We start from the raw sequence: 23,638 nt of genomic DNA, 5'->3' as shown, positions 1-23,638 counted from the left end.
GGCCCGCGACACCACCAGCGAATGACCGACGTCCTCCAGCGACACCTCCGGCCGCTCCGCGAGGAAGGTCAACAGCCGCTCCGCCTGACCACGCACCGCGCGCTCGCTGCGGCCCGACAGCACCAGCGGCACCGGACCGGCGACCGGCGGCTGCGCCTCGCTGCCGGCCTCGGCCGGTACCTGCGGATACTCCAGGATGGTGTGGGCGTTGGTGCCGCTCATGCCGAAGGAGGAGACGCCGGCGCGGCGCGGACGGCCGGTCTCCGGCCAGGGACGGTTCTCCGTCAGCAGCTCCACCGCACCCGCCGACCAGTCCACGTGCGGCGAGGGCTCGTCGACGTGCAGGGTCCGCGGGAGCACCCCGTGCTCCATCGCGAGCACCATCTTGATCACCCCGGCGACGCCGGCGGCGGCCTGGGTGTGCCCGATGTTCGACTTGATCGAGCCCAGCCAGAGCGGCTGCTCCCCGGAGTGCTCCCGACCGTAGGTGGCGAGCAGGGCCTGCGCCTCGATCGGGTCGCCGAGCCTGGTCCCGGTGCCGTGCGCCTCGACGGCGTCGACCTGGTCGCCCGTCAGACCGGCGGCCGCCAGGGCCTGCCGGATGACGCGCTGCTGCGCGGGTCCGTTCGGGGCGGTGAGGCCGTTGGACGCGCCGTCCTGGTTGATCGCCGAACCGCGGACCAAGGCCAGCACCCGGTGCCCGTTGCGCCGGGCGTCCGACAGGCGCTCGACGAGCAGCAGGCCGACGCCCTCGCCCCAGCCGGTGCCGTCCGCGCCGGCGGCGAACGCCTTGCAGCGCCCGTCCTCGGCAAGACCGCCCTGCCGGCTGAAGGAGATGAACGCACCCGGCGAGGACATCACCGTCACGCCGCCGGCCAGGGCCAATGAGCACTCGCCGTTGCGGAGTGCCTGGACGGCCATGTGCAGGGCCACCAGCGAGGAGGAGCAGGCGGTGTCGACCGTGACGGCCGGGCCCTCCAGGCCGAAGGTGTACGAGAGGCGGCCGGAGACCACGCTGGCCGCGTTGCCGGTGCCGAGGAACCCGGCGATCTCCTCGGAGGACTCGATCGCCAGCCGGAGGTAGTCCTGGCCGTTGGTGCCGACGAAGACGCCGGTCCGGCTGCCACGCACGTCCTCGGGGTTGATGCCGGCGCGCTCGAACGCCTCCCAGGAGGTCTCCAGCAGCAGCCGCTGCTGCGGGTCCATGGCGAGCGCCTCGCGCGGCGAGATCCCGAAGAAGGTCGGGTCGAACTCACCTGCCTGGTAGAGGAATCCGCCCTCCCGGGTGGACGAGGAGTACGTCTCGTCAGCGTCCTGGAGGGCCTCCAGGTCCCAGCCGCGGTCGGTGGGGAAGCCGGCGATCGCGTCGCGGCCCGTGGACAGCAGCTGCCACAGCGCCTCCGGCGTGTCGACCCCGCCGGGGAAGCGGCAGCTCATCGCGACGATCGCGATCGGGTCGTCGGTGGTGGCGGCGATGACGTCGGCGTCCGTCGGCTCCTCGGCCGCGGCGCCGAGGAGCTCGTCCCGAAGGTGGTCGGCCAGGGCGCGGACCGAGGGGTAGTCGAACACGACCGTCGCGGGCAGGGGCAGGCCGGTGGCGGCGCCCAGCAGGTTGCGGAACTCCACGGCGGTCAGCGAGTCGAAGCCCAGCTCACGGAACGCCTTGCCGACCTCGACACCCGTCGGGTCGGCGTAGCCGAGGACGGCGGCGACGTGGCCGCGCACCAGGTCGAGCAGCGCGGCGTCGCGCTCCTCCTCGGAGAGCCCGGCGAGCCGCTGGGCGAGCGAGGAGGCCGGACCGTCCGCCCGGCCCTCGTCGGCACGGTCGAGGGCCTGCCGGGCCTCGGGCAGCGCGTCGAAGAGCCGGCTGGGGCGGGCCGCGGTGAACGAGGGCGCGAACAGCTCCCAGTCGAGGTCGGCGGCGACGACGGCCGGGGCCGCGTCCCCGCCCGCGGCGAGCTCCCGCCCGAGGAAGGCCAGGCCCAGCTCCGGTGCCATGGCGGGCATGCCGCCGCGCCGCAGACGCTCGGCCAGCTGGTCGCCGACGGCCATACCACCCTCGGCCCACGGCCCCCACGCGATCGAGGTGGCCGGCAGACCATCCGCGTGACGCTGCTCCGCGAGCGCGTCCAGGTACGCGTTGGCCGCAGCGTAGTTGCCCTGGCCGGCACTACCGGTCGTACCCGAGATCGACGAGAACAGCACGAACGCCGACAGGTCATGACCAGCCGTCAACTCATGCAGATTCCGGGCCGCGTCCACCTTCGGACGAGCCACCGCCGCCATCCGCTCGGCAGTCAGCCCGTCCACCACACCGTCATCCAGCACACCCGCCGTATGGAACACGGCCGAGAGCTCATGCCCGGCGAGCAGAGCCGCAAGCGCGTCCCGATCGGCGACATCACACGCCGCGACCGTCACCGTCACACCGAGAGCGGCGAGCTCGTCCCGCAACTCGGCCGCGCCCGGCGCATCCAAACCACGACGACTGGTCAGCACCAGATGCTCCGCACCACCCCGGGCCAGCCAGCGCGACACCTCCGCACCCAACGCACCCGTACCACCCGTCACCAACACCGTCCCCGACGGCGACCAACCCGAGCCGTCGCCCCGAACGGCCCGCACCAGACGACGCGCGAACACACCCGACGCCCGCACCGCCACCTGATCCTCACCACCCAGCAGCACACCCGCCAGACGGCCGAGCACCCGCTCGTCCGCGTCCACCGGCAGGTCCACCAGACCACCCCAACGCTCCGGATGCTCCAGACCCACCACCCGGCCCAGACCCCAGACCTGCGCCTGCACCGGATCCGCCACCCGCTCCGAACGACCGGTCGCCACCGCACCACGCGTCACACACCACAGCGGAGCGTCGATCCCGGCCTCACCCAGCGCCTGCACCAACGCCAACACCGAACCCGGCGCAGCCACCGACGACAGCACACCCGCCACCACCGCACCATCGGCCACCACCGACCGCAACTCCCCGGCCAGCACCCCACGATCAGCCGAAGCACCATCGAACACCCGCACCTCGGCACCACGACCCGCCAGCGCCCCAACCAGACCCTCAACCCCCGCAGCCCCCGCAGCCACCAACCACACACCCGACAGCACACCCACCGCCGCCGCATCCGCAACCGGCTTCCACGTCACCCGGTAACGCCACCCATCCACCGTCGACCGCTCACGGCTGCGGCGTCGCCACGCCGAAAGCTTCGGCAGGAGGGCGCTCAGCTGGTCGTCGTCCTCGATCTCCAGGGCCGCCGCCAGGGCCGCGCTGTCCGCGCGCTCGACGACCTCCCAGAACTGCACGCCCGCCGGGTCGTCGGCGCCGGCGGCGCCGGGCTGCGGTGCGGCGGACTCCAGCCAGTACCAGGCGTGCTGGAACGCGTACGTCGGCAGGTCGATCCGGCGGGCGCCGGTGCCGGCGAATACGGCCGGCCAGTCCACGGTCAGGCCGCGGACGTGGGCCTGGGCCAGGGCGGTCGCGAGCGACCGTGCCTCCGGCCGGCCCGCGCGCAGCAGCGGGACGAACGCGGCCTCTGCGCTCACGCTGTCCTGCCCCATGGCGGACAGGACGCCGTCCGGGCCGAGCTCGACGAAGGTCCTTACGCCCTGCGCCTCCAGCGTCCGGACGGCGTCGGCGAAGCGGACGGCCTCCCGGACGTGGCGCACCCAGTACTCGGGCGAGCACAGCTCCTCGGCCGTGGCGAGCGCGCCGGTCAGGGTGGAGACGACCGGGATGCGCGGGGTGTTGAACGCCACCTGCTCGGCGACCCCACGGAACTCCGCCAGCATGCCGTCCATCAGCGGCGAGTGGAACGCATGGCTGACCGTCAGCCGCTTGGTCTTGCGCCCCTCCACCTCGAACAGCGCGGCGAGGTCCAGTACGCCGTGCTCGTCACCCGAGATCACCACCGCCGCAGGGCCGTTGACGGCGGCGATGCCGACGCCGTCCGTGAGCAGCGGCAGCACCTCGGCCTCCGTGGCCTGGATCGCGACCATCGCGCCGCCGCGCGGCAGCGCCTGCATCAACCGGCCACGAGCGGCCACCAGCTTCGCCGCGTCCGCCAGGGACAGCACGCCCGCCACATGCGCGGCGGCGAGCTCACCGATCGAATGCCCGGCCAGGAAGTCCGGCCGCACACCCCACGACTCGACGAGCCGGAACAGCGCCACTTCGAGGGCGAACAACGCCGGCTGGGTGAAGCCCGTCTCGTTGATCAGCTCCGCATCCGCGATCGCCTCACGCAGCGGACGATCCAGCAACGGATCCAGCTCCGCGCAGACCTCGTCGAAGGCCTCCCGGTAGGCCGGGTAGGCGGCGTACAGCTCCTCGCCCATGGCGACCCGCTGGCTGCCCTGCCCCGTGAACAGGAAGGCGGTACGGCCGGGGGCGGTCGTACCCCGGACCAGGCCGGGGGCCTGCTCGCCCGCCGCCAGTGCGCGCAGCGCGCGCAGGATGCCATCGCGGTCCTCGCCGACCACCGAGGCACGGCGCTCCAGAGCGGCCCGGCCGGTCGCCAAGGTGTAGGCGACGTCGGTCGGTTCGATCTCGTCGGACCGCTCGATCGCGGTGAGCAGGCGGTCGGCCTGCGCGCGCAGCGCGTCCTCGCCCCGGGCCGACAGCAGCCATGGCAGTACGGGGGCCGGCTGTGTCCGGGGCCGCCGCTGCGGGGTCCGGTCGGCGGCGGGCGCATGCTCGATGATGGTGTGGGCGTTGGTGCCACTGATGCCGAAGGACGAGACGGCCGCGCGGCGCGGACGGCCGGTCTCCGGCCAGGGGCGGGCCTCGGTCAGCAACTCGACGGCGCCGGCCGTCCAGTCCACGTTCGGCGAGGGCTCGTCCACGTGCAGGGTCTGCGGCAGCACGCCGTGGCGCATCGCCATGATCATCTTGATGATGCCCGCCGCGCCGGCGGCGGCCTGGGTGTGACCGAGGTTCGACTTCACCGAACCCAGCCAGAGCGGCTGTTCGTCGCTGTGGGCCTGGCCGTAGGTCGCGATCAGCGCCTGCGCCTCGATCGGGTCGCCGAGGGTGGTGCCCGTGCCGTGAGCCTCGACGGCGTCCACCTCGTCGGCCGTCAGCCCGGCGCCCGCGAGGGCCTGGCGGATCACCCGCTGCTGCGACGGGCCGTTCGGGGCGGTGAGGCCGTTGGACGCGCCGTCCTGGTTGACCGCGCTGCCACGCACGACCGCCAGCACCTGGTGGCCGTTACGGCGGGCGTCGGACAGCCGCTCGACCAGCAGCAGGCCGACGCCCTCACCCCAGCCGGTACCGTCCGCCGCGGCCGCGAAGGACTTGCACCGCCCGTCCGGCGAGAGGCCGCGCTGGCGGCTGAAGTCGACGAAGGTCTCGGGGGTGCCCATCACGGTGACACCGCCGGCCAGCGCCATCGTGCACTCGCCGCTGCGCAGCGCCTGGATGGCCAGGTGCAGGGCGACCAGCGAGGAGGAGCAGGCGGTGTCGACGGTCACCGCCGGGCCTTCGAGCCCGAACGTGTACGCGACGCGGCCGGAGGCGATGCTGCCGGAGTTGCCGGTGCCGAGGTAGCCCTCGACACCGTCGGGGAGTTCGGCCAGGCCGCTGACGTAGTCGTGGTACATCACGCCGGCGAAGACGCCGGTCCGGCTGCCGCGCAGCGTCGCCGGGTCGATGCCCGCTCGTTCGAACGCCTCCCACGAGGTCTCCAGCAGCAGCCGCTGCTGCGGGTCCATAGCGACCGCCTCGCGCGGCGAGATGCCGAAGAAGGCCGGGTCGAACAGGCCCGCGTCGTGCAGGAAGCCGCCCTCCCGGGCGTACGAGGTGCCCTGGTGGTCCGGGTCGGGGTGGTAGAGGTTCTCCAGATCCCAGCCGCGGCCCGCCGGGAACCCGGACACCGCGTCCCGGCCCTCCGACACCAGCCGCCACAGGTCCTCCGGCGAGCCGATGCCGCCGGGGAAGCGGCAGGCCATGCCGACGATCGCGATCGGCTCGTCGCCGGCGCCCGCGGTCCGGGTCGCGACGACTGCCCGCTCCGCCGGTGCTTCGCCGACCAGCTCGGTCAGCAGGAAGGCCGCGAGGGCGCCCGGGGTGGGGTAGTCGAAGACGAGGGTCGCGGGCAGGCGCAGGCCGCTCGCGCCGTTGAGCTCGTTGCGCAGCTCGACAGCGGTCAGCGAGTCGAAGCCCAGCTCCTTGAACGCCCGGCCCGCATCCACCGCGCTCGCGTCGGCGTAGCCGAGGACTTCGGCGACGCGGGAGCGGACCAGGTCGAGGAGGGTCTGCTCGCGGTCGGCGGCGGGCAGCGCCAGCAGGCGGGCGGCCAGCTCGGAGCCGCCGGCGGACCCGGCACGGGCGACCCGGCGGGTCGGCACCCGGACCAGGCCCCGCAGCAGCGGTATCACCCCTCGGGAGGCATCGCGCCGCACGGCGGCGAGGTCCAGGCGCATCGGGACCAGGGTCGCGGTGTCGGCGGTGGCGGCGAGGTCGAAGAGCGCCAGCCCCTCGGCCGCGGCCAGACCCTCGACGCCCGAGCGGGCCATCCGGTCGATGTCGCCGCTGTCCAGGCTGCCGGCCATGCCCGCGCCGTCGGCCCACAGGCCCCAGGCGAGGGAGGTGGCGGGCAGGCCGGCGGCGCGGCGGCGGGCGGCGAGCGCGTCCAGGAAGACGTTCGCGGCCGCGTAGTTGCCCTGGCCGGGCCCGCCGAAGGTGCCGGCTGCGGAGGAGAAGAGCACGAAGGCGGTGAGCGGGTGGCCGGCGGTCAGCTCGTGCAGATGGAAGGCCGCGTCCACCTTGGGGCGGAGCACGGTGTCGAGGCGGTGGGGGGTGAGGGAGGCGACGATGCCGTCGTCCAGGACGCCGGCCGTGTGGACGACGCCGGACAGCTCGTGGCCGGACAGCAGGGCCGCCAGGGCCTCCCGGTCGGCCACGTCGCAGGCAGCGACCGTGACGGCGGCGCCGGCCCCGGTCAGCTCCGCGACCAGCTCGGCCGCACCCGGCGCGTCCGCACCACGGCGCGAGAGCAGCAGCAGGCTGCGCACCCCGTGCTCCGCCACCAGGTGACGGGCCACCAGACCACCCAGCAGACCCGAGGCACCGGTCACCAGGACCGTGCCGGAGCTGCCGAACACCGGAGCGGCGTCCACGGTGGTGGCCACCCGGACCAGGCGGGGGACGCGCACGGCGCCCTCGCGGAGCGCCAGCTCGGGTTCGTCGGTGGCGAGGGCGCCGGCGACCAAGCCGGTGTCGGGCGCCTGGTCATCCGCCAGGTCCAGGAGGACGAAGCGGTCCGGGTTCTCCGTCTGCGCCGATCGCACCAGGCCCCAGACGGGTGCGTGAACCAGGTCCTCGACCTCGGCGCCGACGGCCCGACGGGTCACCAGCACGAGGCGCGAGGCCGCGAACCGCTCGTCCGCCAGCCACTCCTGCACCGTGCCCAGCACATCGTGCAGCACGGACCGCGCATCGGAGGGAACGTCCTGCGCGGCAGTCGCCGAGAGAGGCAGGAACACCGTGTCGGGGGCGTCCGCTCCGGCGTCGACCGCCGCGCCCAGCGCCGCGAGGTCCGCGTACCGCTCCGCGCCGAAGCCGTCCCCGCCGAGGACGGCCCACCGGCCGACCGGGGCCGGGGAGACCGGTAGGGCGGTCCACTCCACCCGGTACAGCGACTCGGTGGCACCGCCGCGCGAACCACGCACCTGCTCCTCGGAGACCTCCCGCAGCACCAGCGACCCGACCTCGGCCACGGCCTGGCTGCTCTCGTCGGCGAGCCAAAGCGAGATCGCGTCCGCGCCGGTGCGCGACAGACGGGCCCGTAGCACGCTTGCCCCCGAGGCGAACAGGGTCACGCCGTTCCACGAGAACGGCAGACGGCCGCGCCCGGTGTCGTCGAGCAGGTTGCCGATGCCCACCGCGTGCAGGGCCGAGTCCAGCAACGCCGGGTGGAGGCCGAAGGACGCGGCGGAGTCCTTGGCGTCCTCGGGGAGAGCCACCTCCACGTAGGTGTCGCCGTCGTGGCGCCAGGCGGCGCGCAGGCCCTGGAACACCGGGCCGTAGCCGAACCCGGCCGCGGCGAGCCGCTCGTACAGGTCGTCCACCGGGACGGACACCGCGCCGTTCGGCGGCCACTCCGCCAGGTCGAACGAGGGGACGGTGACCGTGCTGCTGGGCGCGAGCACACCCGTGGCGTGCCGCGTCCACGGCTCCTCCGCCGGCGCGTCCTCCACCCGCGAGTGCAGACTCAGCGTCCGACGGCCCGCCTCGTCCACGCCCGCCAGCGCCAACCGCAACTGGACACCGCCCTGCTCGGGCAGCACCAGCGGCGCGGCGAGGGTCAGCTCCTCCAGCACCCCACAGCCGACCTGGTCACCGGCGCGGATCGCCAGTTCCACGAACGCCGTACCCGGGAGCAGCACCGACCCCATCACGGCGTGATCGGCCAGCCACGGGTGCGACTGCACCGACAGCCGACTCGTGAACACCACGCCGTCCGATGCCGGCAGGTCCGCACTCGCGCCCAGCAGCGGGTGATCCGCCCGTGCAAGGCCGAACGACGCCGCGTCACCGACCGAGGTGCCGCCTTCGAGCCAGTAGCGCTGGCGCTGGAAGGCGTAGGTCGGCAGGTCGACGCGGCGGGCGCCGGTGCCGGCGAAGACGGCCGGCCAGTCCACGGCCAGGCCGCGGACGTGGGCCTGCGCGAGGGCGGTGGTGAGCGTACGGGCCTCGGGGCGGCCGGCCCGAAGGACCGGGACGAACGCAGCGGCCTCGGCCGTCACGCTGTCCTGCCCCATCGCGGACAGCACACCGTCCGGACCCAGCTCGACGAACGTACGGACCCCGTCGGCCTCCAGCACCCGCACCGCATCGGCGAAGCGCACGGCCTCCCGGACATGCCGCACCCAGTACTCGGGATCGGCCAGCTCCTCGGCGGACGCGAACGCGCCGGTGAGGGTCGAGACGATCGGGATCCGGGGAGCGTCGAACGTCAACCCGACGGCCACCGTACGGAACTCGTCCAGCATGCCGTCCATCAACGGCGAGTGGAACGCGTGGCTCACGGTGAGCCGCTTGGTCTTGCGACCCTCGGCCTTCAGCTGCTCGGCGACGTCCAGAACGGCCTGCTCCGAGCCTGAGATCACCACCGAGGTGGGCCCGTTGACGGCCGCGACGCCGACGCCCTCGGTGAGCAGCGGCAGGACCTCGGCCTCCGTCGCCTGGACGGCGACCATGGCGCCTCCGCGCGGCAGCGCCTGCATCAGGCGACCGCGAGCGGCCACCAGCGTCGCGGCATCGGCCAGGGACAGCACCCCGGCGACGTGCGCGGCGGCCAGCTCACCGATCGAATGACCCGCGAGAACGTCCGGCGTCAGCCCCCACGACTCCACCAGGCGGAACAGCGCCACCTCCAGCGCGAACAGCGCCGGCTGCGTGAAGCCCGTCTCGTTGACCAGCTCCGCGTCCGCGATCGCCTCACGCAGCGGCCGCTCCAGGTGCCGGTCCAGGTGCGCGCACACCTCGTCGAAGGCATCCGCGAACGCCGGGAACGAGCCGTAGAGCTCCTCGCCCATACCGGCCCGCTGGCTGCCCTGACCGGTGAACAGGAACGCCGTACGCCCCTCCACCACCGAACCCGAGCCCGACAGAGCGGCCAACCCGGCCAGCAACTCCGCACGGTCCGCCGCAACGAACCCGGCCCGGTGCTCGAACGCGGCCCGGCTCGTCGCCAGCGAGAAGCCCAGGTCCAGCAGACCGGGTGCCCCCTCACCCTCGACCAGCGCCACCAACCCGGCCGCCTGCGCCGCCAACGCCTCCGCACTCCTCGCCGACAACACCACCGGCACCACCGGCGGAACAGCAGCCGCCACCGAAGCCGGCACATCCTCGACCACCGGAGCCTGCTCCAGGATCGTGTGGGCATTCGTCCCGCTCACACCGAACGCCGAGACACCGACCCGACGCAGCTCACCGGTCTCCGGCCACTGACGGGCCTCGGTGAGCAGCTCGACCGCGCCCTCGGACCAGTCCACGTGCGGCGAGGGCTCGTCCACGTGCAGCGTCTTCGGCAGCACGCCGTGCTGCATCGCCAGCACCATCTTCATGATGCCCGCGACGCCGGCCGCGGCCTGGGTGTGCCCGATGTTCGACTTGAGCGAGCCGAGCCAGAGCGGCCGCTCATCGGTCCGTTCCTGGCCGTAGGTGGCGAGCAGCGCCTGCGCCTCGATCGGGTCGCCGAGCGTGGTGCCGGTGCCGTGCGCCTCGACCGCATCGATCTGGTCGGCCGTCAGCCGGGCGTTCTCCAGGGCCTGGCGGATCACCCGCTGCTGCGACGGACCGTTCGGGGCCGTCAGGCCGTTCGACGCACCGTCCTGGTTGACGGCGCTGCCACGCACCACCGCGAGCACCGGGTGCCCGTTGCGGCGGGCGTCCGACAGGCGCTCGACGAGCAGCATGCCGACGCCCTCGGACCAGCCGGTGCCGTCCGCCCCGGCGGCGAAGGCCTTGCACCGGCCGTCCGAGGCCAGCCCGTGCTGGCGGCTGAACTCCACGAACACGTCGGGGGTGGCGAGGACGGTCACGCCGCCCGCCAGCGCCAGCGTGCACTCACCGTTGCGGAGCGCCTGGACGGCCAGGTGCAGCGCCACAAGCGAGGACGAGCAGGCCGTGTCGACGGTGACCGCCGGGCCCTCGAAGCCGAAGGTGTAGGAGAGGCGGCCGGACACCACGGCCGCCGCGTTGCCGGTGAGCAGGTAGCCCTCGACGCCGTCCGGCAGGTCGTCCGCGATGACGCTGTACCCCGAGGTGGAGGCGCCCACGAAGACGCCGGCCTGGCTGCCGCGGAGCGTGGTCGGGTCGATGCCCGCCCGCTCGAAGACCTCCCACGAGGTCTCCAGCAGCAGGCGCTGCTGCGGGTCCATGGCCAGCGCCTCGCGCGGGCTGATCTCGAAGAACGCCGGGTCGAACCGGGCGGCGTCGTGCAGGAAGCCTCCGCCGCGGGCGTAGAACGTGCCCTGCCGGTCCGGGTCCGCGTCGTACAGGTCGGAGAGCTTCCAGCCACGGTCGGTGGGGAACTCGGAGATGGCGTCGCCGGCGTCGGCGACGAGCCGCCACAGGGCCTCCGGCGACTCCACGCCACCGGGGAACCGGCAGCTCATCCCGACGATCGCGATGGGCTCCCGCGACGCAGCGATGAGCTGCTGGTTCTGCCGGCGCAGGCGCTCGGCCTCCTTGATGGAGGCCCGCAGCGCTGCAACGATCTTTTCGTTGGGCGTGGTCATCATGAGCTCCGCACTTCGGACGTGTCAGGTTTCGTTGCTGTCGAGGGCAATGTCGATGAGGCTCGCCACGTCCATCGTGTCGATCAGGTCCAACTCATCGTCGCTGCTGGGGATCTGGCTGTCGGTGCCGGAGCCGGCGAGCTGGAGCAGGGTGTCCAGCAGCCCCGCCTCGCGGAAGCGGGCGAACGGGATGGCGGCGAGCGCCTCCCGCAGCTGCGCCTCCTGCGGGTCCACGGCCGCCTCCCGGACGCCGTCCGGGAACAGCGCGTCCCGTACGTGCTCGGCCAGGGCGGCCGGCGTCGGGTAGTCGAAGACGACGCTCGCGGGCAGTCGCAGCCCGCCGGCCCGGGTGAGCCGGTTGCGCAGCTCGACCGCGGTGAGCGAGTCGAAGCCGAGTGCCCGGAACGCGCGACCGGGTTCGACGGACTGGGCGTCCGGGTAGCCGAGCACCTCGGCCACCTCGCCGCGCACCAGCTCCAGCACGGCGCGGTCGCGGTCGGCGGCCGAGAGGCCCGCCAGCCGGGCGGCCAGGGTACCCGTGCCGCCGGCGCCGCCGGCCGAGCCGGCCGGGTCGGTGTCCGCGGCCTGCTCGGCCGCCAGTACCGCCCTGACCTCGGCGAGGTCACCGATCAGCGGGCGCGGGCGGGCGGCGGTGAAGGAGTGCGTGAAGCGCTCCCAGTCGACGTCCGCGACGACGGCGGTGGGCGCGCCACCCGCCAGCGCGCGCCGCAGGCCGAGCAGCGCGGCGTCCGGGGCCATCACCGGCAGACCGAGGCGGCTCAGGTGGTCCTCGGCGTCCGCGCCGGCGGCCATGCCGGCTTCGGCCCAGGGGCCCCAGGCCACCGAGGTGCCGGCCAGGCCGCGCGCCCGGCGGGCCTCCACCAGGGCGTCGAGGTAGGCGTTGGCCGCGGCGTAGCCGCCCTGGCCTCCGCTGCCCCACACCCCGGCGATGGAGGAGAAGGTGACGAAGGCGTCGAGTGCGCGGTCGCCGAGCAGGGCGTCCAGGTGGCCGGCGCCGGCGGCCTTGGCGGCGACGACGGCGGCCAGGGTCCGGGGCCCGCTCTCGGCGAGCGGGGCGTCGGTGACCACGCCGGCGGCGTGCACGACGGCGGTCAGCGGCAGGTCGGCGGGGACGGTGTCGAGCAGCTGCGCCAGCGCGTCGCGGTCGGCCGCGTCACAGGCGGCGATGGTCACCCGGGCACCGAGCGCGCCGAGTTCGGCGGCCAGCTCGGCGGCGCCGGGGGCGTCGGGGCCGCGCCGGCCGGTGAGCAGCAGGTGCTCGGCGCCGTCGCCGGCCAGTAGGCGGGCCACCCGGGAGCCCAGGGCACCCGTACCACCGGTGATGAGTACGGTGCCGCGCGGCCGCCAGGGCGCGGACACGTCCTCGGCCGGCCCGGTGACCCGCTCCAGACGCCGCACGTGCAGGCCGGTGGCCCGCACGGCGAGCTGGTCCTCGCCGTCGGCGCCGCTCAGGGCGGCGGCGAGCAGCGGGCCGGTGTGCGGGTCGAGCAGCGCGGGCAGGTCGACGAGGCCGCCCCAGCGGTCGGGGTGTTCCAGGGACGCCACCCGGCCGAGCCCCCAGACCTGGGCCTGGTCCGGGGCGGTGAGGTGGTCGGCCGGCCCGGTGGCGACGGCGCCCGCGGTGGCGCACCAGAGCGGGGCGCCGAGGCCGGCGTCGCCGTGGGCCTGGAGGAGCAGGAGGGTGGCGGCGAGGCCGGCGGGCAGCGCCGGGTGGGCGGGGTGCGAGGCCGGGTCGAGCGCGAGCAGCGAGAGCACGCCCGTCAGCGGACCTGCCTGGGCCGCCTCGCTCAGCCGTGCGGCGAGTGCGGCGCGGTCGTCGTCGCCCGCCGCCCAGGTGAGCACCCGGACCTCGGCGCCCTCGCGGGTGAGCGCGGCGGTCACCTCGGCCGTACGGTCGGCCTCCTCGGCGCCGGGGGTCGCCTCCGTGGCGGGGACGACGAGCAGCCAGGCGCCGGAGACCGGGGCGGGCTGCGCGGGGGCCGGGCGCCAGACGACGCGGTAGCGCCAGCCGTCCACGGTGGACTGCTCGCGACTGCGACGGCGCCAGGCGGCGATAGCCGGGAGGGCCGAGCCGAGCGGCTGGTCGGCGTCGAGGTGCAGTTCCTCGGTGAGCGCGGCCAGGTCCTCGCGTTCCACGACCTCCCAGAAGCGGGCGTCCACGGCGGCCGGAACACCGGCGTCCGGTCCGGGGATCGCCTCGACGGCGGGCGTGGGCCAGTAGCGGCTGCGCTGGAAGGCGTACGTCGGCAGGTCGATCCGGCGGGCGCCGGTGCCGGCGAAGACAGCCGGCCAGTCGACGGCCGCGCCGCGCGCCTGGGCGGTGGCGAGGGCGGTGGTCAGGGTCTGCGCCTCCGGGCGGCCGTGGCGCAGCGCCGGGGCGAAGGCGGCGGACCCGGCCGCGCAGTCCTGGCCCATCCCGGACAGCACCCCGTCGGGGCCGAGCTCCAGGTAGGTGGTGACGCCCTGGGCCTCCAGGGTCCGTACGGCGTCGGCGAAGCGGACGGCCTCACGGACGTGGCGCACCCAGTACTCGGGGTCGGTCAGCTGCTCCGCCGTGGCGAGGGCGCCGGTGAGGGTGGAGACGACGGGGATGCGCGGTGCGTGGTACGTCAGCGTCCCGGCGACCGCGCGGAACTCCGCCAGCATGTCGTCCATCAGCGGCGAGTGGAACGCGTGGCTCACCGTCAGCCGCTTGGTCCTGCGGCCGTCGGCGGCCAGCTTCTCCGCGAGCTCCAGGACGGCGGTCTCGGTACCCGAGATCACCACGGAGGTCGGGCCGTTGACGGCGGCGATCGCGACGCCCTCGGTGAGCAACGGCAGCACGTCCGCCTCGGCGGCCTGCACGGCGACCATGGCCCCGCCGCGCGGCAGCGCCTCCATCAGGCGTCCACGGGCGGCGACCAGCGTCGCGGCGTCGGCGAGCGAGAGCACGCCCGCGATGTGGGCGGCGGCGAGTTCGCCGATGGAGTGCCCGGCGAGGGCGTCGGGACGCAGGCCCCAGGACTCCAGCAGGCGGAACAGCGCGACCTCGACGGCGAACAGGGCGGGCTGGGTGCAGCCGGTCTCGTCGATCAGCTCCTGGTCGGCGATCGCCTCGCGCAGCGGACGGTCCAGGTGCTGGTCCAGCTCCACGCAGACCGCGTCGAGAGCCTCGGCGAACACCGGGTACGTCTCGTACAACTCAGCTCCCATGCCCCGCCGCTGACTGCCCTGGCCGGTGAAGAGGAAGGCGAGTTTGCCGCCTGTGGCCGAGCCCCGGACCACAGTCGCACCGGGGGCATCCGCGGCCAACCCCTGTAGACCCCGCATCAACCCCTGCTCATCGGCCGCCACCACGACCGCCCGGTGCTCCATCGCGGAGCGGCCGGTGGCCAGCGAGTACGCGACGTCGCCGGGCGTGGCGCCGAGCGCCACCGCCTGGAGCAGCCGCCCGGCCTGGGCCCGCAGGCCGTCCTCGGTGCGGGCCGAGAGCGGGACCGGCCAGACCGGCGGGGTGGCCGGCTCCGCGGTCGGTACCTGCTGCGGTGCCTGCTGCTGCGCCTGCTCCAGGACGACGTGGGCGTTGGTGCCGCTCATGCCGAAGGAGGAGACGCCGGCCCGGCGCGGGCGGCCGGTCTGCGGCCAGGCCGTGTTCTGCGTCAGCAGCTCCACGGCCCCGGCCGACCAGTCGACCTCGGTGGACGGCGCGTCGATGTGCAGGCTGCGCGGCAGCACTCCGTGCCGCATGGCGAGCACCATCTTGATGACGCCCGCGACGCCGGCGGCGGCCTGGGTGTGGCCGATGTTCGACTTGACCGAGCCCAGGTGGAGCGGGCGGTCCTGGGGCCGGTCCTGGCCGTACGTGGCGAGCAGGGCCTGCGCCTCGATCGGGTCGCCGAGCGTGGTGCCGGTGCCGTGCGCCTCGACGGCGTCCACCTGGTCCGCCGTCAGGCGGGCGGCGGCCAGCGCCTGGCGGATCACCCGCTGCTGGGACGGGCCGTTCGGGGCGGTCAGCCCGTTGGAGGCGCCGTCCTGGTTGACCGCGGTGCCGCGCACGACCGCCAGCACCTGGTGGCCGTTGCGCTCCGCGTCGGAGAGCCGCTCGACGAGCAGCAGGCCGACGCCCTCGCCCCAGCCGGTGCCGTCCGCACCTTCGGCGAACGCCTTGCAGCGGCTGTCGGCGGCGAGGCCGCCCTGTCGGCTGAACTCGATGAACGCGCCCGGTGTGGACATCACGGTGACGCCGCCGGCCAGGGCGAGCGAGCACTCGCCTCCCCGCAGCGCCTGGACGGCCATGTGCAGGGCCACCAGCGAGGACGAGCAGGCGGTGTCGACGGTGACCGCGGGGCCCTCCAGGCCGAAGGTGTAGGACAGGCGGCCCGAGACGACGCTCGCCGCCGTACCGGTGGCGAGGTGGCTCTCCACGTCGTCCGACGACTTGGCGGCGAGCGTCAGGTAGTCCTGACCATTGGTGCCGACGAAGACGCCGGTACGACTGCCGCGCAACGCGGCCGGGTCGATGCCGGCCCGCTCGAACGCCTCCCAGGAGGTCTCCAGCAGCAGGCGCTGCTGCGGGTCCATGGCGAGCGCCTCGCGCGGCGAGATTCCGAAGAACGTCGGGTCGAACTCGCCGGCTCCGTAGAGGAATCCGCCCTCCTGCGACCGGGACTGCCCGGGTGCGTCACCGTGCAGGGCGGCGAGGTCCCACCCACGGTCGGTGGGGAAACCGGCGATCGCGTCGCCGCCGTCGACCAGCAGCTGCCAGAGTTCGTCCGGCGACTCCACCCCGCCCGGGAAGCGGCAGCTCATCGCGACGATGGCGATCGGCTCGTCGGTGGCGGCGGTGCCGGCGGTGCCGGTGGTGATCGCCCGGGTGTCCAGGTACGCCGTGTCGTCCTGGCGGCCGAAGAACTCCGTGCCGAGGTGGCCGGCCAGCGCGGTGACGGTCGGGTAGTCGAAGACGAGGGTGGAGGGCAGGATCAGCCCGGTGACGGTGTTGAGGCGGTTGCGCAGTTCCACGGCGGTCAGCGAGTCGAAGCCCAGCTCTCGGAAGGCGCGGCCCTCGTCCACGGCGCCCGCATCGGCGTAGCCGAGCACGCCGGCCACCTCGGTGCGCACCAGGTCGAGCAGCAGGCCGCTCCGCTCCTTGGCGGTCAGCCCGGCCAGGCGCTGGGCCAGCGGCCCGGGGCGGCCGGGCTGGTCGGCGGCCGGGTCGGACTCGGAGGCGTCGGCCAGGGCGCGCCGGGCCTCGGGGATCTCGGTGAACAGCGGGAGGGGCTCCGTCACACCGTCGAGCAGGCGGTCCCAGGCGATGTCGGCGACGGCGATTGCCGTGTCGCCGTTCTCCAGGGCGTGCTGGAGCGCGGTCATGGCGAGCCCGGGTGCCATGGCGGGCATGCCGCCGCGCCGCAGGCGCTCGGCCAGCTGGTCGCCGACGGCCATACCACCCTCGGCCCACGGCCCCCAGGCGATCGAGGTGGCCGACAGCCCGTCGGCGTGACGCTGCTCCGCGAGCGCGTCCAGGTACGCGTTGGCCGCAGCGTAGTTGCCCTGGCCGGCACTACCGGTCGTACCCGAGATCGACGAGAACAGCACGAACGCCGACAGGTCGTGACCCGCCGTCAACTCATGCAGATTCCGGGCCGCGTCCACCTTCGGACGAGCCACCGCCGCCATCCGCTCGGCAGTCAGCCCGTCCACCACACCGTCATCCAGCACACCCGCCGTATGGAACACGGCCGAGAGCTCATGCCCGGCGAGCAGAGCCGCAAGGGCGTCCCGGTCGGCGACATCGCACGCCGCGACCGTCACCGTCACACCGAGAGCGGCGAGCTCGTCCCGCAACTCGGCCGCGCCCGGCGCATCCAAACCACGACGACTGGTCAGCACCAGATGCTCCGCACCACCCCGGGCCAGCCAGCGCGACACCTCCGCACCCAACGCACCCGTACCACCCGTCACCAACACCGTCCCCGACGGCGACCAACCCGAGCCGTCGCCCCGAACGGCCCGCACCAGACGACGCGCGAACACACCCGACGCCCGCACCGCCACCTCGTCGCCGGCAGCGCCCGTCAGGACACCCGCCAGACGGCCGAGCACCCGCTCGTCCACCGCCTCCGGCAGATCGACCAGACCACCCCAACGCTCCGGATGCTCCAGACCCACCACCCGGCCCAGACCCCAGACCTGCGCCTGCACCGGATCCGCCACCCGCTCCGAACGACCGGTCGCCACCGCACCACGCGTCACACACCACAACGGAGCCGCTACACCGGTATCACCCAGCGCCTGCACCAACGCCAACACCGAACCCGGCGCAGCCACCGACGACAGCACACCCGCCACCACCGCACCATCGGCCACCAGCGACCGCAACTCCCCGGCCAGCACCCCACGATCAGCCGAAGCACCATCGAACACCCGCACCTCGGCACCACGACCCGCCAGCGCCCCAACCAGACCCTCAACCCCCGCAGCCCCCGCAGCCCCCGCAGCCACCAACCACACACCCGACAGCACACCCACCGCCGCCGCATCCGCAACCGGCTTCCACGTCACCCGGTAACGCCACCCATCCACCGTCGAACGCTCACGGCTCTGCCGCCGCCACGCCGCCAGCATCGGGAGCGCGTCGCCGAGGCGGTCACCGTCCTCCACACCGAGGGTCGCGGCCAGCGCCGCCAGGTCCTCGCTCTCCACGGCCTCCCAGAACCGGGCGTCGACCGGGTCGGCCGGCAGCCCCTCCGGGGCCGGGCCACCCGACTCCAACCAGTAGTGCCCGCGCTGGAAGCCGTACGTCGGCAGGTCCACCCGCCGGGCGCCGCGGCCCGCGTAGAACGCCGCCCAGTCGACGGCAAACCCACGCAGGTGGGCGCGGGCCACACCGGTGGTGAGCGCCTCGGCCTCCGGGCGCCCGGCGCGCAGCAGCGGGACGAACGCCGCGTCGGCCGCGCACTCCTGGCCCAGCGCCGAGAGCACGCCGTCCGGGCCGAGCTCGACGAAGGTGCGTACGCCCTGGGCCGCCAGGGTCTGCACGGCGTCGGCGAAGCGGACGGCCTCCCGGACGTGCCGCACCCAGTACTCGGGGTCGGTCAGCTCCTCGGCCGTGGCGAGCGCGCCGGTAAGGGTGGAGACGATCGGGATGGTCGGCGCGTTGAAGGTCAGCTGCGCGGCGACCGCACGGAACTCCGCCAGCATGCCGTCCATCAGCGGCGAGTGGAACGCATGGCTCACCGTCAGCCGCTTGGTCTTGCGGTCCTGGGCATCCCAGTCGGCGGCCAGCTCCAGCACCGCCTGCTCGTCACCCGAGACCACCACGGAGGAGGGGCCGTTGACGGCGGCGATCCCCAGCTCGTCGCCGCGGCCGAGCAGCAGGGGCAGCACCTCGCCCTCGCCGGCCTGGATCGCGACCATCGCGCCGCCGCGCGGCAGCGCCTGCATCAACCGGCCACGAGCGGCCACCAGCTTCGCCGCGTCCGCCAGGGACAGCACACCCGCCACATGCGCAGCGGCCAGCTCACCGATCGAGTGCCCGGCCAGGAAGTCCGGCCGCACGCCCCACGCCTCCAGCAGGCGGAACAGCGCCACCTCGACCGCGAACAGCGCCGGCTGCGTGAACTCCGTCTCGTTGATCAGCTCCGCGTCCGCGATCGCCTCGCGCAGCGGCCGCTCCAGGTGCCGGTCCAGCTCGGCACAGACAGCGTCGAAGGCCTCCGCGAACGCAGGGAAGGCGCCGTACAGCTCCTCACCCATCCCGGCCCGCTGACTGCCCTGCCCGGTGAACAGGAAGGCGGACGGGCCGTCGGCGACGGCGTCCTGCAACACCTGCCCGCCCTCGGCGAGGCTCTGGAGGGCACGCCTGAAGTCCTCGGCGTCGGTGGCCACCAGGGCGGCGCGGTGCGGCAGCGCGGCCCTGGTGGTGGCGAGCGAGAAGCCGACGTCGAGCGGGTCGGCGGCGGGTGCGGCGGCCAGGTGGGCCAGCAGCCGGGCCGCCTGCACGGGCAGGGCGTCGGCGCTGCGGGCGGAGAGCAGCCACGGCACCACCGCGCTGTCCACGACGGCGGGGTCCTGGGCGGCGACCGCGCCGGCGTCCGCGGTGGCGACCGAGGTGACGTCCGCGTCCGGCGCCGTCTGCGCGGCCTCGGCCGGCGGGGCTGTCTCCGGGGCCTGCTCCATGATGGTGTGGGCATTGGTGCCGCTGATGCCGAAGGAGGAGGTCGCGGCGCGGCGCGGCTGCCCGGTCTGCGGCCAGGGGCGGGCCTCGGTCAGGAGCTCCACCGCCCCCGCCGTCCAGTCGACGTGCGGGGAGGGCTCGTCCACGTGCAGGGTCTGCGGCAGGACGCCGTGGCGCATCGCCATGACCATCTTGATGATGCCCGCGACACCGGCCGCCGCCTGGGTGTGACCGATGTTCGACTTCAACGAGCCGAGCCACAGGGGCTGTTCGGCCGGGCGCTCCTGGCCGTAGGTGGCGAGCAGGGCCTGCGCCTCGATCGGGTCGCCCAGCGTGGTGCCGGTGCCGTGCGCCTCCACCACGTCCACGTCACCGGCGGAGAGCCGGGCGTCGGCCAGCGCCTGCCGGATCACCCGCTGCTGCGCGGGCCCGTTCGGGGCCGTCAGGCCGTTCGAGGCGCCGTCCTGGTTGACGGCGCTGCCGCGCACCACCGCGAGCACCGGGTGGCCGTTGCGGCGCGCGTCCGACAGGCGCTCGACCAGCAGCATGGCCACGCCCTCGGACCAGCCGGTGCCGTCCGCCGCGCCCGCGAAGGACTTGCAGCGCCCGTCGGCGGCCAGGCCGCGCTGGCGGCTGAACTCCACGAACGCGTCCGGCGTCGCCAGCACGGTCACGCCGCCGACCAGGGCCTGCGAGCAGTCGCCGTCGCGCAGCGCCTGACAGGCCCAGTGGAGGGCGACCAGGGAGGAGGAGCAGGCGGTGTCCAGGGTGGCGGCCGGACCCTCCAGGCCGAGGGTGTAGGCGATCCGGCCGGAGAGCAGGCTGGTCGCGTTGCCGGTCAGCAGGCGCCCCTCGACGCCTTCCGGCACCTCGCGCAGCTCCGAGCCGTACCCCTGGTAGCCGCCGCCGACGTACACGCCAGTCCGGCTGCCGCGCAGACCCGACGGGTCGATGCCGGCCCGCTCGAAGACCTCCCACGAGGCCTCCAGCAGCAGCCGCTGCTGCGGATCCATGGCGAGCGCCTCGCGCGGCGAGATGCCGAAGAACTCGGGGTCGAACTCGGCGGCCTCGTGGAGGAAGCCGCCGCCGCTGGCGTAGAAGGTGCCCTGATGGTCCGGGTCCGGGTGGTACAGGCCCTCGATGTCCCAGCCGCGGTCGGCGGGGAACGGCGAGATGGCGTCACCGCCGGTGGACACCAGCTGCCACAGGTCCTCGGGCGAGCGGACGCCGCCCGGCAGGCGGCAGCTCATCGAGACGATCGCGATCGGCTCGTGCTCCGCCTCCTCGACCTCGCGCAGCCGGCGGTTGGCCCGGCGCAGCTCGGCGGTCATCCACTTGAGGTGGTCGAGGAGCTTCTTTTCGTCTGCCATCAGCGGGCCGCCTTCGCAAGTGCCGGGTGGATCGCGCTCGTCGCGCGGGAGTACGGGGTGGACGACCGGAGGGTCGTGGTCGCCGCCCCGCACAGGGGGGACGTCGACGGGAGGGCCGGGGTGGCCCGGCACCGTGGCGGTGCCGGGGCCCGGAGGGGGGCCGGTGGAGCCGGCCGGGGCGCGGCCGGACGGGCCGCCGGGCCCGGGGTGGTGCCGGGGCGGGCGCGGCCCGCCCCGGCCGAAGCGGGGCTCACGGTCAGGACCTGCCGAATTCCTTGTTGATGAGGTCGAGCAGGTCGTCGGCCGAGACGTCGTCCAGCTCGTCCTCGTCCGCTTCGTCCGCCGCGCCGTCGGCCGCGTTCCACTTGGCCAGCAGGGCCTGGAGGCGGGCCGTGACGCGGCCACGGTCGGCGTGGTCGGACGCCAGGGCGGACAGCGTCCGGTCCAGCGCCTCGAGTTCGGCGAGGGCCGGCGCCGCGCCCGATTCGTCGTCGCCGACGAGCTCGGACCGGAGGTGCTCGGCGAGCGCGGTCGGGTTCGGGTAGTCGAACACCAGGCTGGCCGGCAGGCGCAGCCCGGTGGCCGCGTTCAGACGGTTCCGCAGCTCGACCGCGGTCAGCGAGTCGAAGCCCAGCTCGTTGAACGCCCGGGTGGCCTCGACCGCCGCGGCCACGGCGTAGCCGAGCACGGCGGCGACCTCGCCGCGCACCAGCTCCAGCAGCGCCCGGTCCCGCTCGGCGGCGGGCAGGGCCCGCAGCCGCTCCTGGAACGCCGCCGACTGCTCCTCGGTGCCCGCATGCGCACCCGCGGTGGCGCCTTCCAGCGCCTCGCGGGCCTCGGGCAGCTCGCCGATCAGCGGGCGCGGCCGGGCGGCGGCGAAGGCCGGGGCGAACAGCGCCCAGTCCACATCCGCCACGGTCAGTGCCGTCTCCCGGTGGTCCAGCGCCTGCTGGAGTGCGGCGATGCCGAGCTCCGGCGCGATCACCCGCAGGCCGCGCCGGCTCAGCTGCTCGGTGGTGACACCGTCGGCCGCCATGCCGATCCCGCCCCACGGACCCCAGGCCACCGAGGTGGCCGCGAGTCCGGCCGCCCGGCGCCGGGTGGCCAGGGCGTCCAGGAAGGCGTTGGCCGCCGCATAGCCGGTCTGGCCGCCGCTGCCCCACACCCCGGAGATCGAGGAGAACAGCACGAACGCGTCCAGCTCGGTGTCACCGAGCGCCGCGTCCAGGTGGACCGCGCCGGACACCTTGGCGTCCACGACCGCCGCCAGCTCGGCGAGGTCACTGTCCATCAGGAGGGTGTCCTGGGTGACGCCGGCGGCGTGCACCACCGCGCGCAGCGGCAGCCCGTCGGCATCGGCGACCAGGCGCTTCACCAGCGCCTCCACCGCCTCGCGGTCGGCCACGTCGCAGGCCTCCAGGGTCACCCGGACGCCGGCGGCGAGCAGCTCGTCGCGCAGGGCCGCCGCGCCGGGGGCCTCTGCCCCGCGCCGGCCGGTGAGCACCAGGTGCTCGGCGCCGCCCCGGGCCAGCCAGCGGGCCACCTCCGAGCCAAGCGCCCCCGTGCCGCCGGTGATCAGCACCGTGCCGCGCGGCCGCCAGGGTGCCGCGGGCGCACCGGGCCGGTCGGCCCGCACCAGACGGCGGGCCAGCACTCCGGAACGGCGTACGGCCAGCTGGTCCTCACCTTCTTCAGCGGACAGCACGCCCGCCAGGTGGGCGGCCGCCCGGTCGTCCACCGTCTCCGGCAGGTCGACCAGGCCGCCCCACCGCTCGGGGTGCTCCAGAGCCACCACCCGGCCCAGACCCCAGACCTGCGCCTGAGCCGGGCTGAGCGGGTCCTGCGCACTGCCGGTCGCCACCGCGCCGCGCGTCACGCACCACAGCGGGGCGGCGATCCCGGCGTCGCCCAGGGCCTGGACGAGCACCGACGTCGCGGCCAGTCCGGCGGAGAGCGCCGGGTGGACCGGGTGCTGCTCCTCGTCCAGCGCCAGCAGCGAGAGAACACCGGCCACCGCCGACCCCTCGAACCCGGCCCGGGCGGCCCGCAGCTCGTCGGCCAGCGTGGCGCGCTCGCAGGTGCCCGCGTCGACCGCGATCCGCCGCAGGCGGGCGCCGGCGTCGGCCAGCGTCTGCTCGACGGTGTCGAGCCACTGCTGGGCGGCCTGCGGCAGCGTGCCGGCCGCCGGAACGGCCAGCAGCCAGTCGCCGGTCGGCACACCGCTGGGCGCGGTGGCCAGCGGCCGCCAGGTCACCCGGTAGCGCCAGCCGTCCACCAGGTGCTGCTCACGCTGCTGGCGGCGCCAGGCGGAGAGCACCGGCAGGACGGGCGCCAGGGCGTTCAGCGGGGACTGCGCGTCCGAGGCGTCCACCTCCAGGGTCGCCGCCAGGGCCGTCAGGTCCTCGCTCTCGACGGCCTCCCAGAAGCGGGCGTCCACCGTCGCCGTGCCGTGCGAGGTGGCCGCGGCGGCCACGGGGGCCTCCGGCCAGTAGCGCTGGCGCTGGAAGGCGTAGGTCGGCAGGTCGACGCGGCGGGCGCCGCTGCCGGCGAAGACGGCCTGCCAGTCCAGCTTCGCGCCACGGACGTGGGCCTGCGCGAGGGCGGTGGTGAGCGTACGGGCCTCGGGCCGGCCGGCCCGCAGAACCGGGACGAACGCAGCGGCCTCGGCCGTCACGCTGTCCTGCCCCATCGCGGACAGCACACCGTCCGGACCCAGCTCGACGAACGTACGGACGCCATCGGCCTCCAACACCCGCACCGCATCGGCGAAGCGCACGGCCTCCCGGACATGCCGCACCCAGTACTCGGGATCGGCCAGCTCCTCGGCGGACGC

Annotated in this window: 3 protein-coding genes; all 3 read right to left on the bottom strand. The window is 74.8% G+C overall.

All coding sequences use genetic code 11. The features are described 5' to 3' along the window. Nucleotides 1-11,214: type I polyketide synthase (locus tag ACIBH3_RS34520; RefSeq protein WP_396316079.1), on the bottom strand; the 11,214-nt coding region annotated here is incomplete at its 3' end. A gap of 69 nt (nt 11,215-11,283) precedes the next feature. Then, nucleotides 11,284-20,805, bottom strand: a complete 9,522-nt coding sequence (locus ACIBH3_RS34515; RefSeq protein ID WP_396316078.1) for a type I polyketide synthase — start codon at nt 20,803-20,805, stop codon at nt 11,284-11,286. Nucleotides 20,806-21,061: 256 nt separating this feature from the next. Next, nucleotides 21,062-23,638: SDR family NAD(P)-dependent oxidoreductase (locus ACIBH3_RS34510; RefSeq protein ID WP_396316077.1), on the bottom strand; the 2,577-nt coding region annotated here is incomplete at its 5' end.

The organism is Kitasatospora sp. NPDC050543, from assembly GCF_044457565.1.
GTDB lineage: Bacteria > Actinomycetota > Actinomycetes > Streptomycetales > Streptomycetaceae > Kitasatospora.
The sequence above is the reverse complement of the archived record's forward strand: the minus strand, read 5'-3'. Positions and strand labels throughout refer to the sequence as shown.

Coding starts and splice junctions, on each gene's coding strand:
- ACIBH3_RS34515 (WP_396316078.1), bottom strand. CDS start 20,805: ATGGCAGACGAAAAGAAGCTCCTCGACCACCTCAAGTGGATGACCGCC.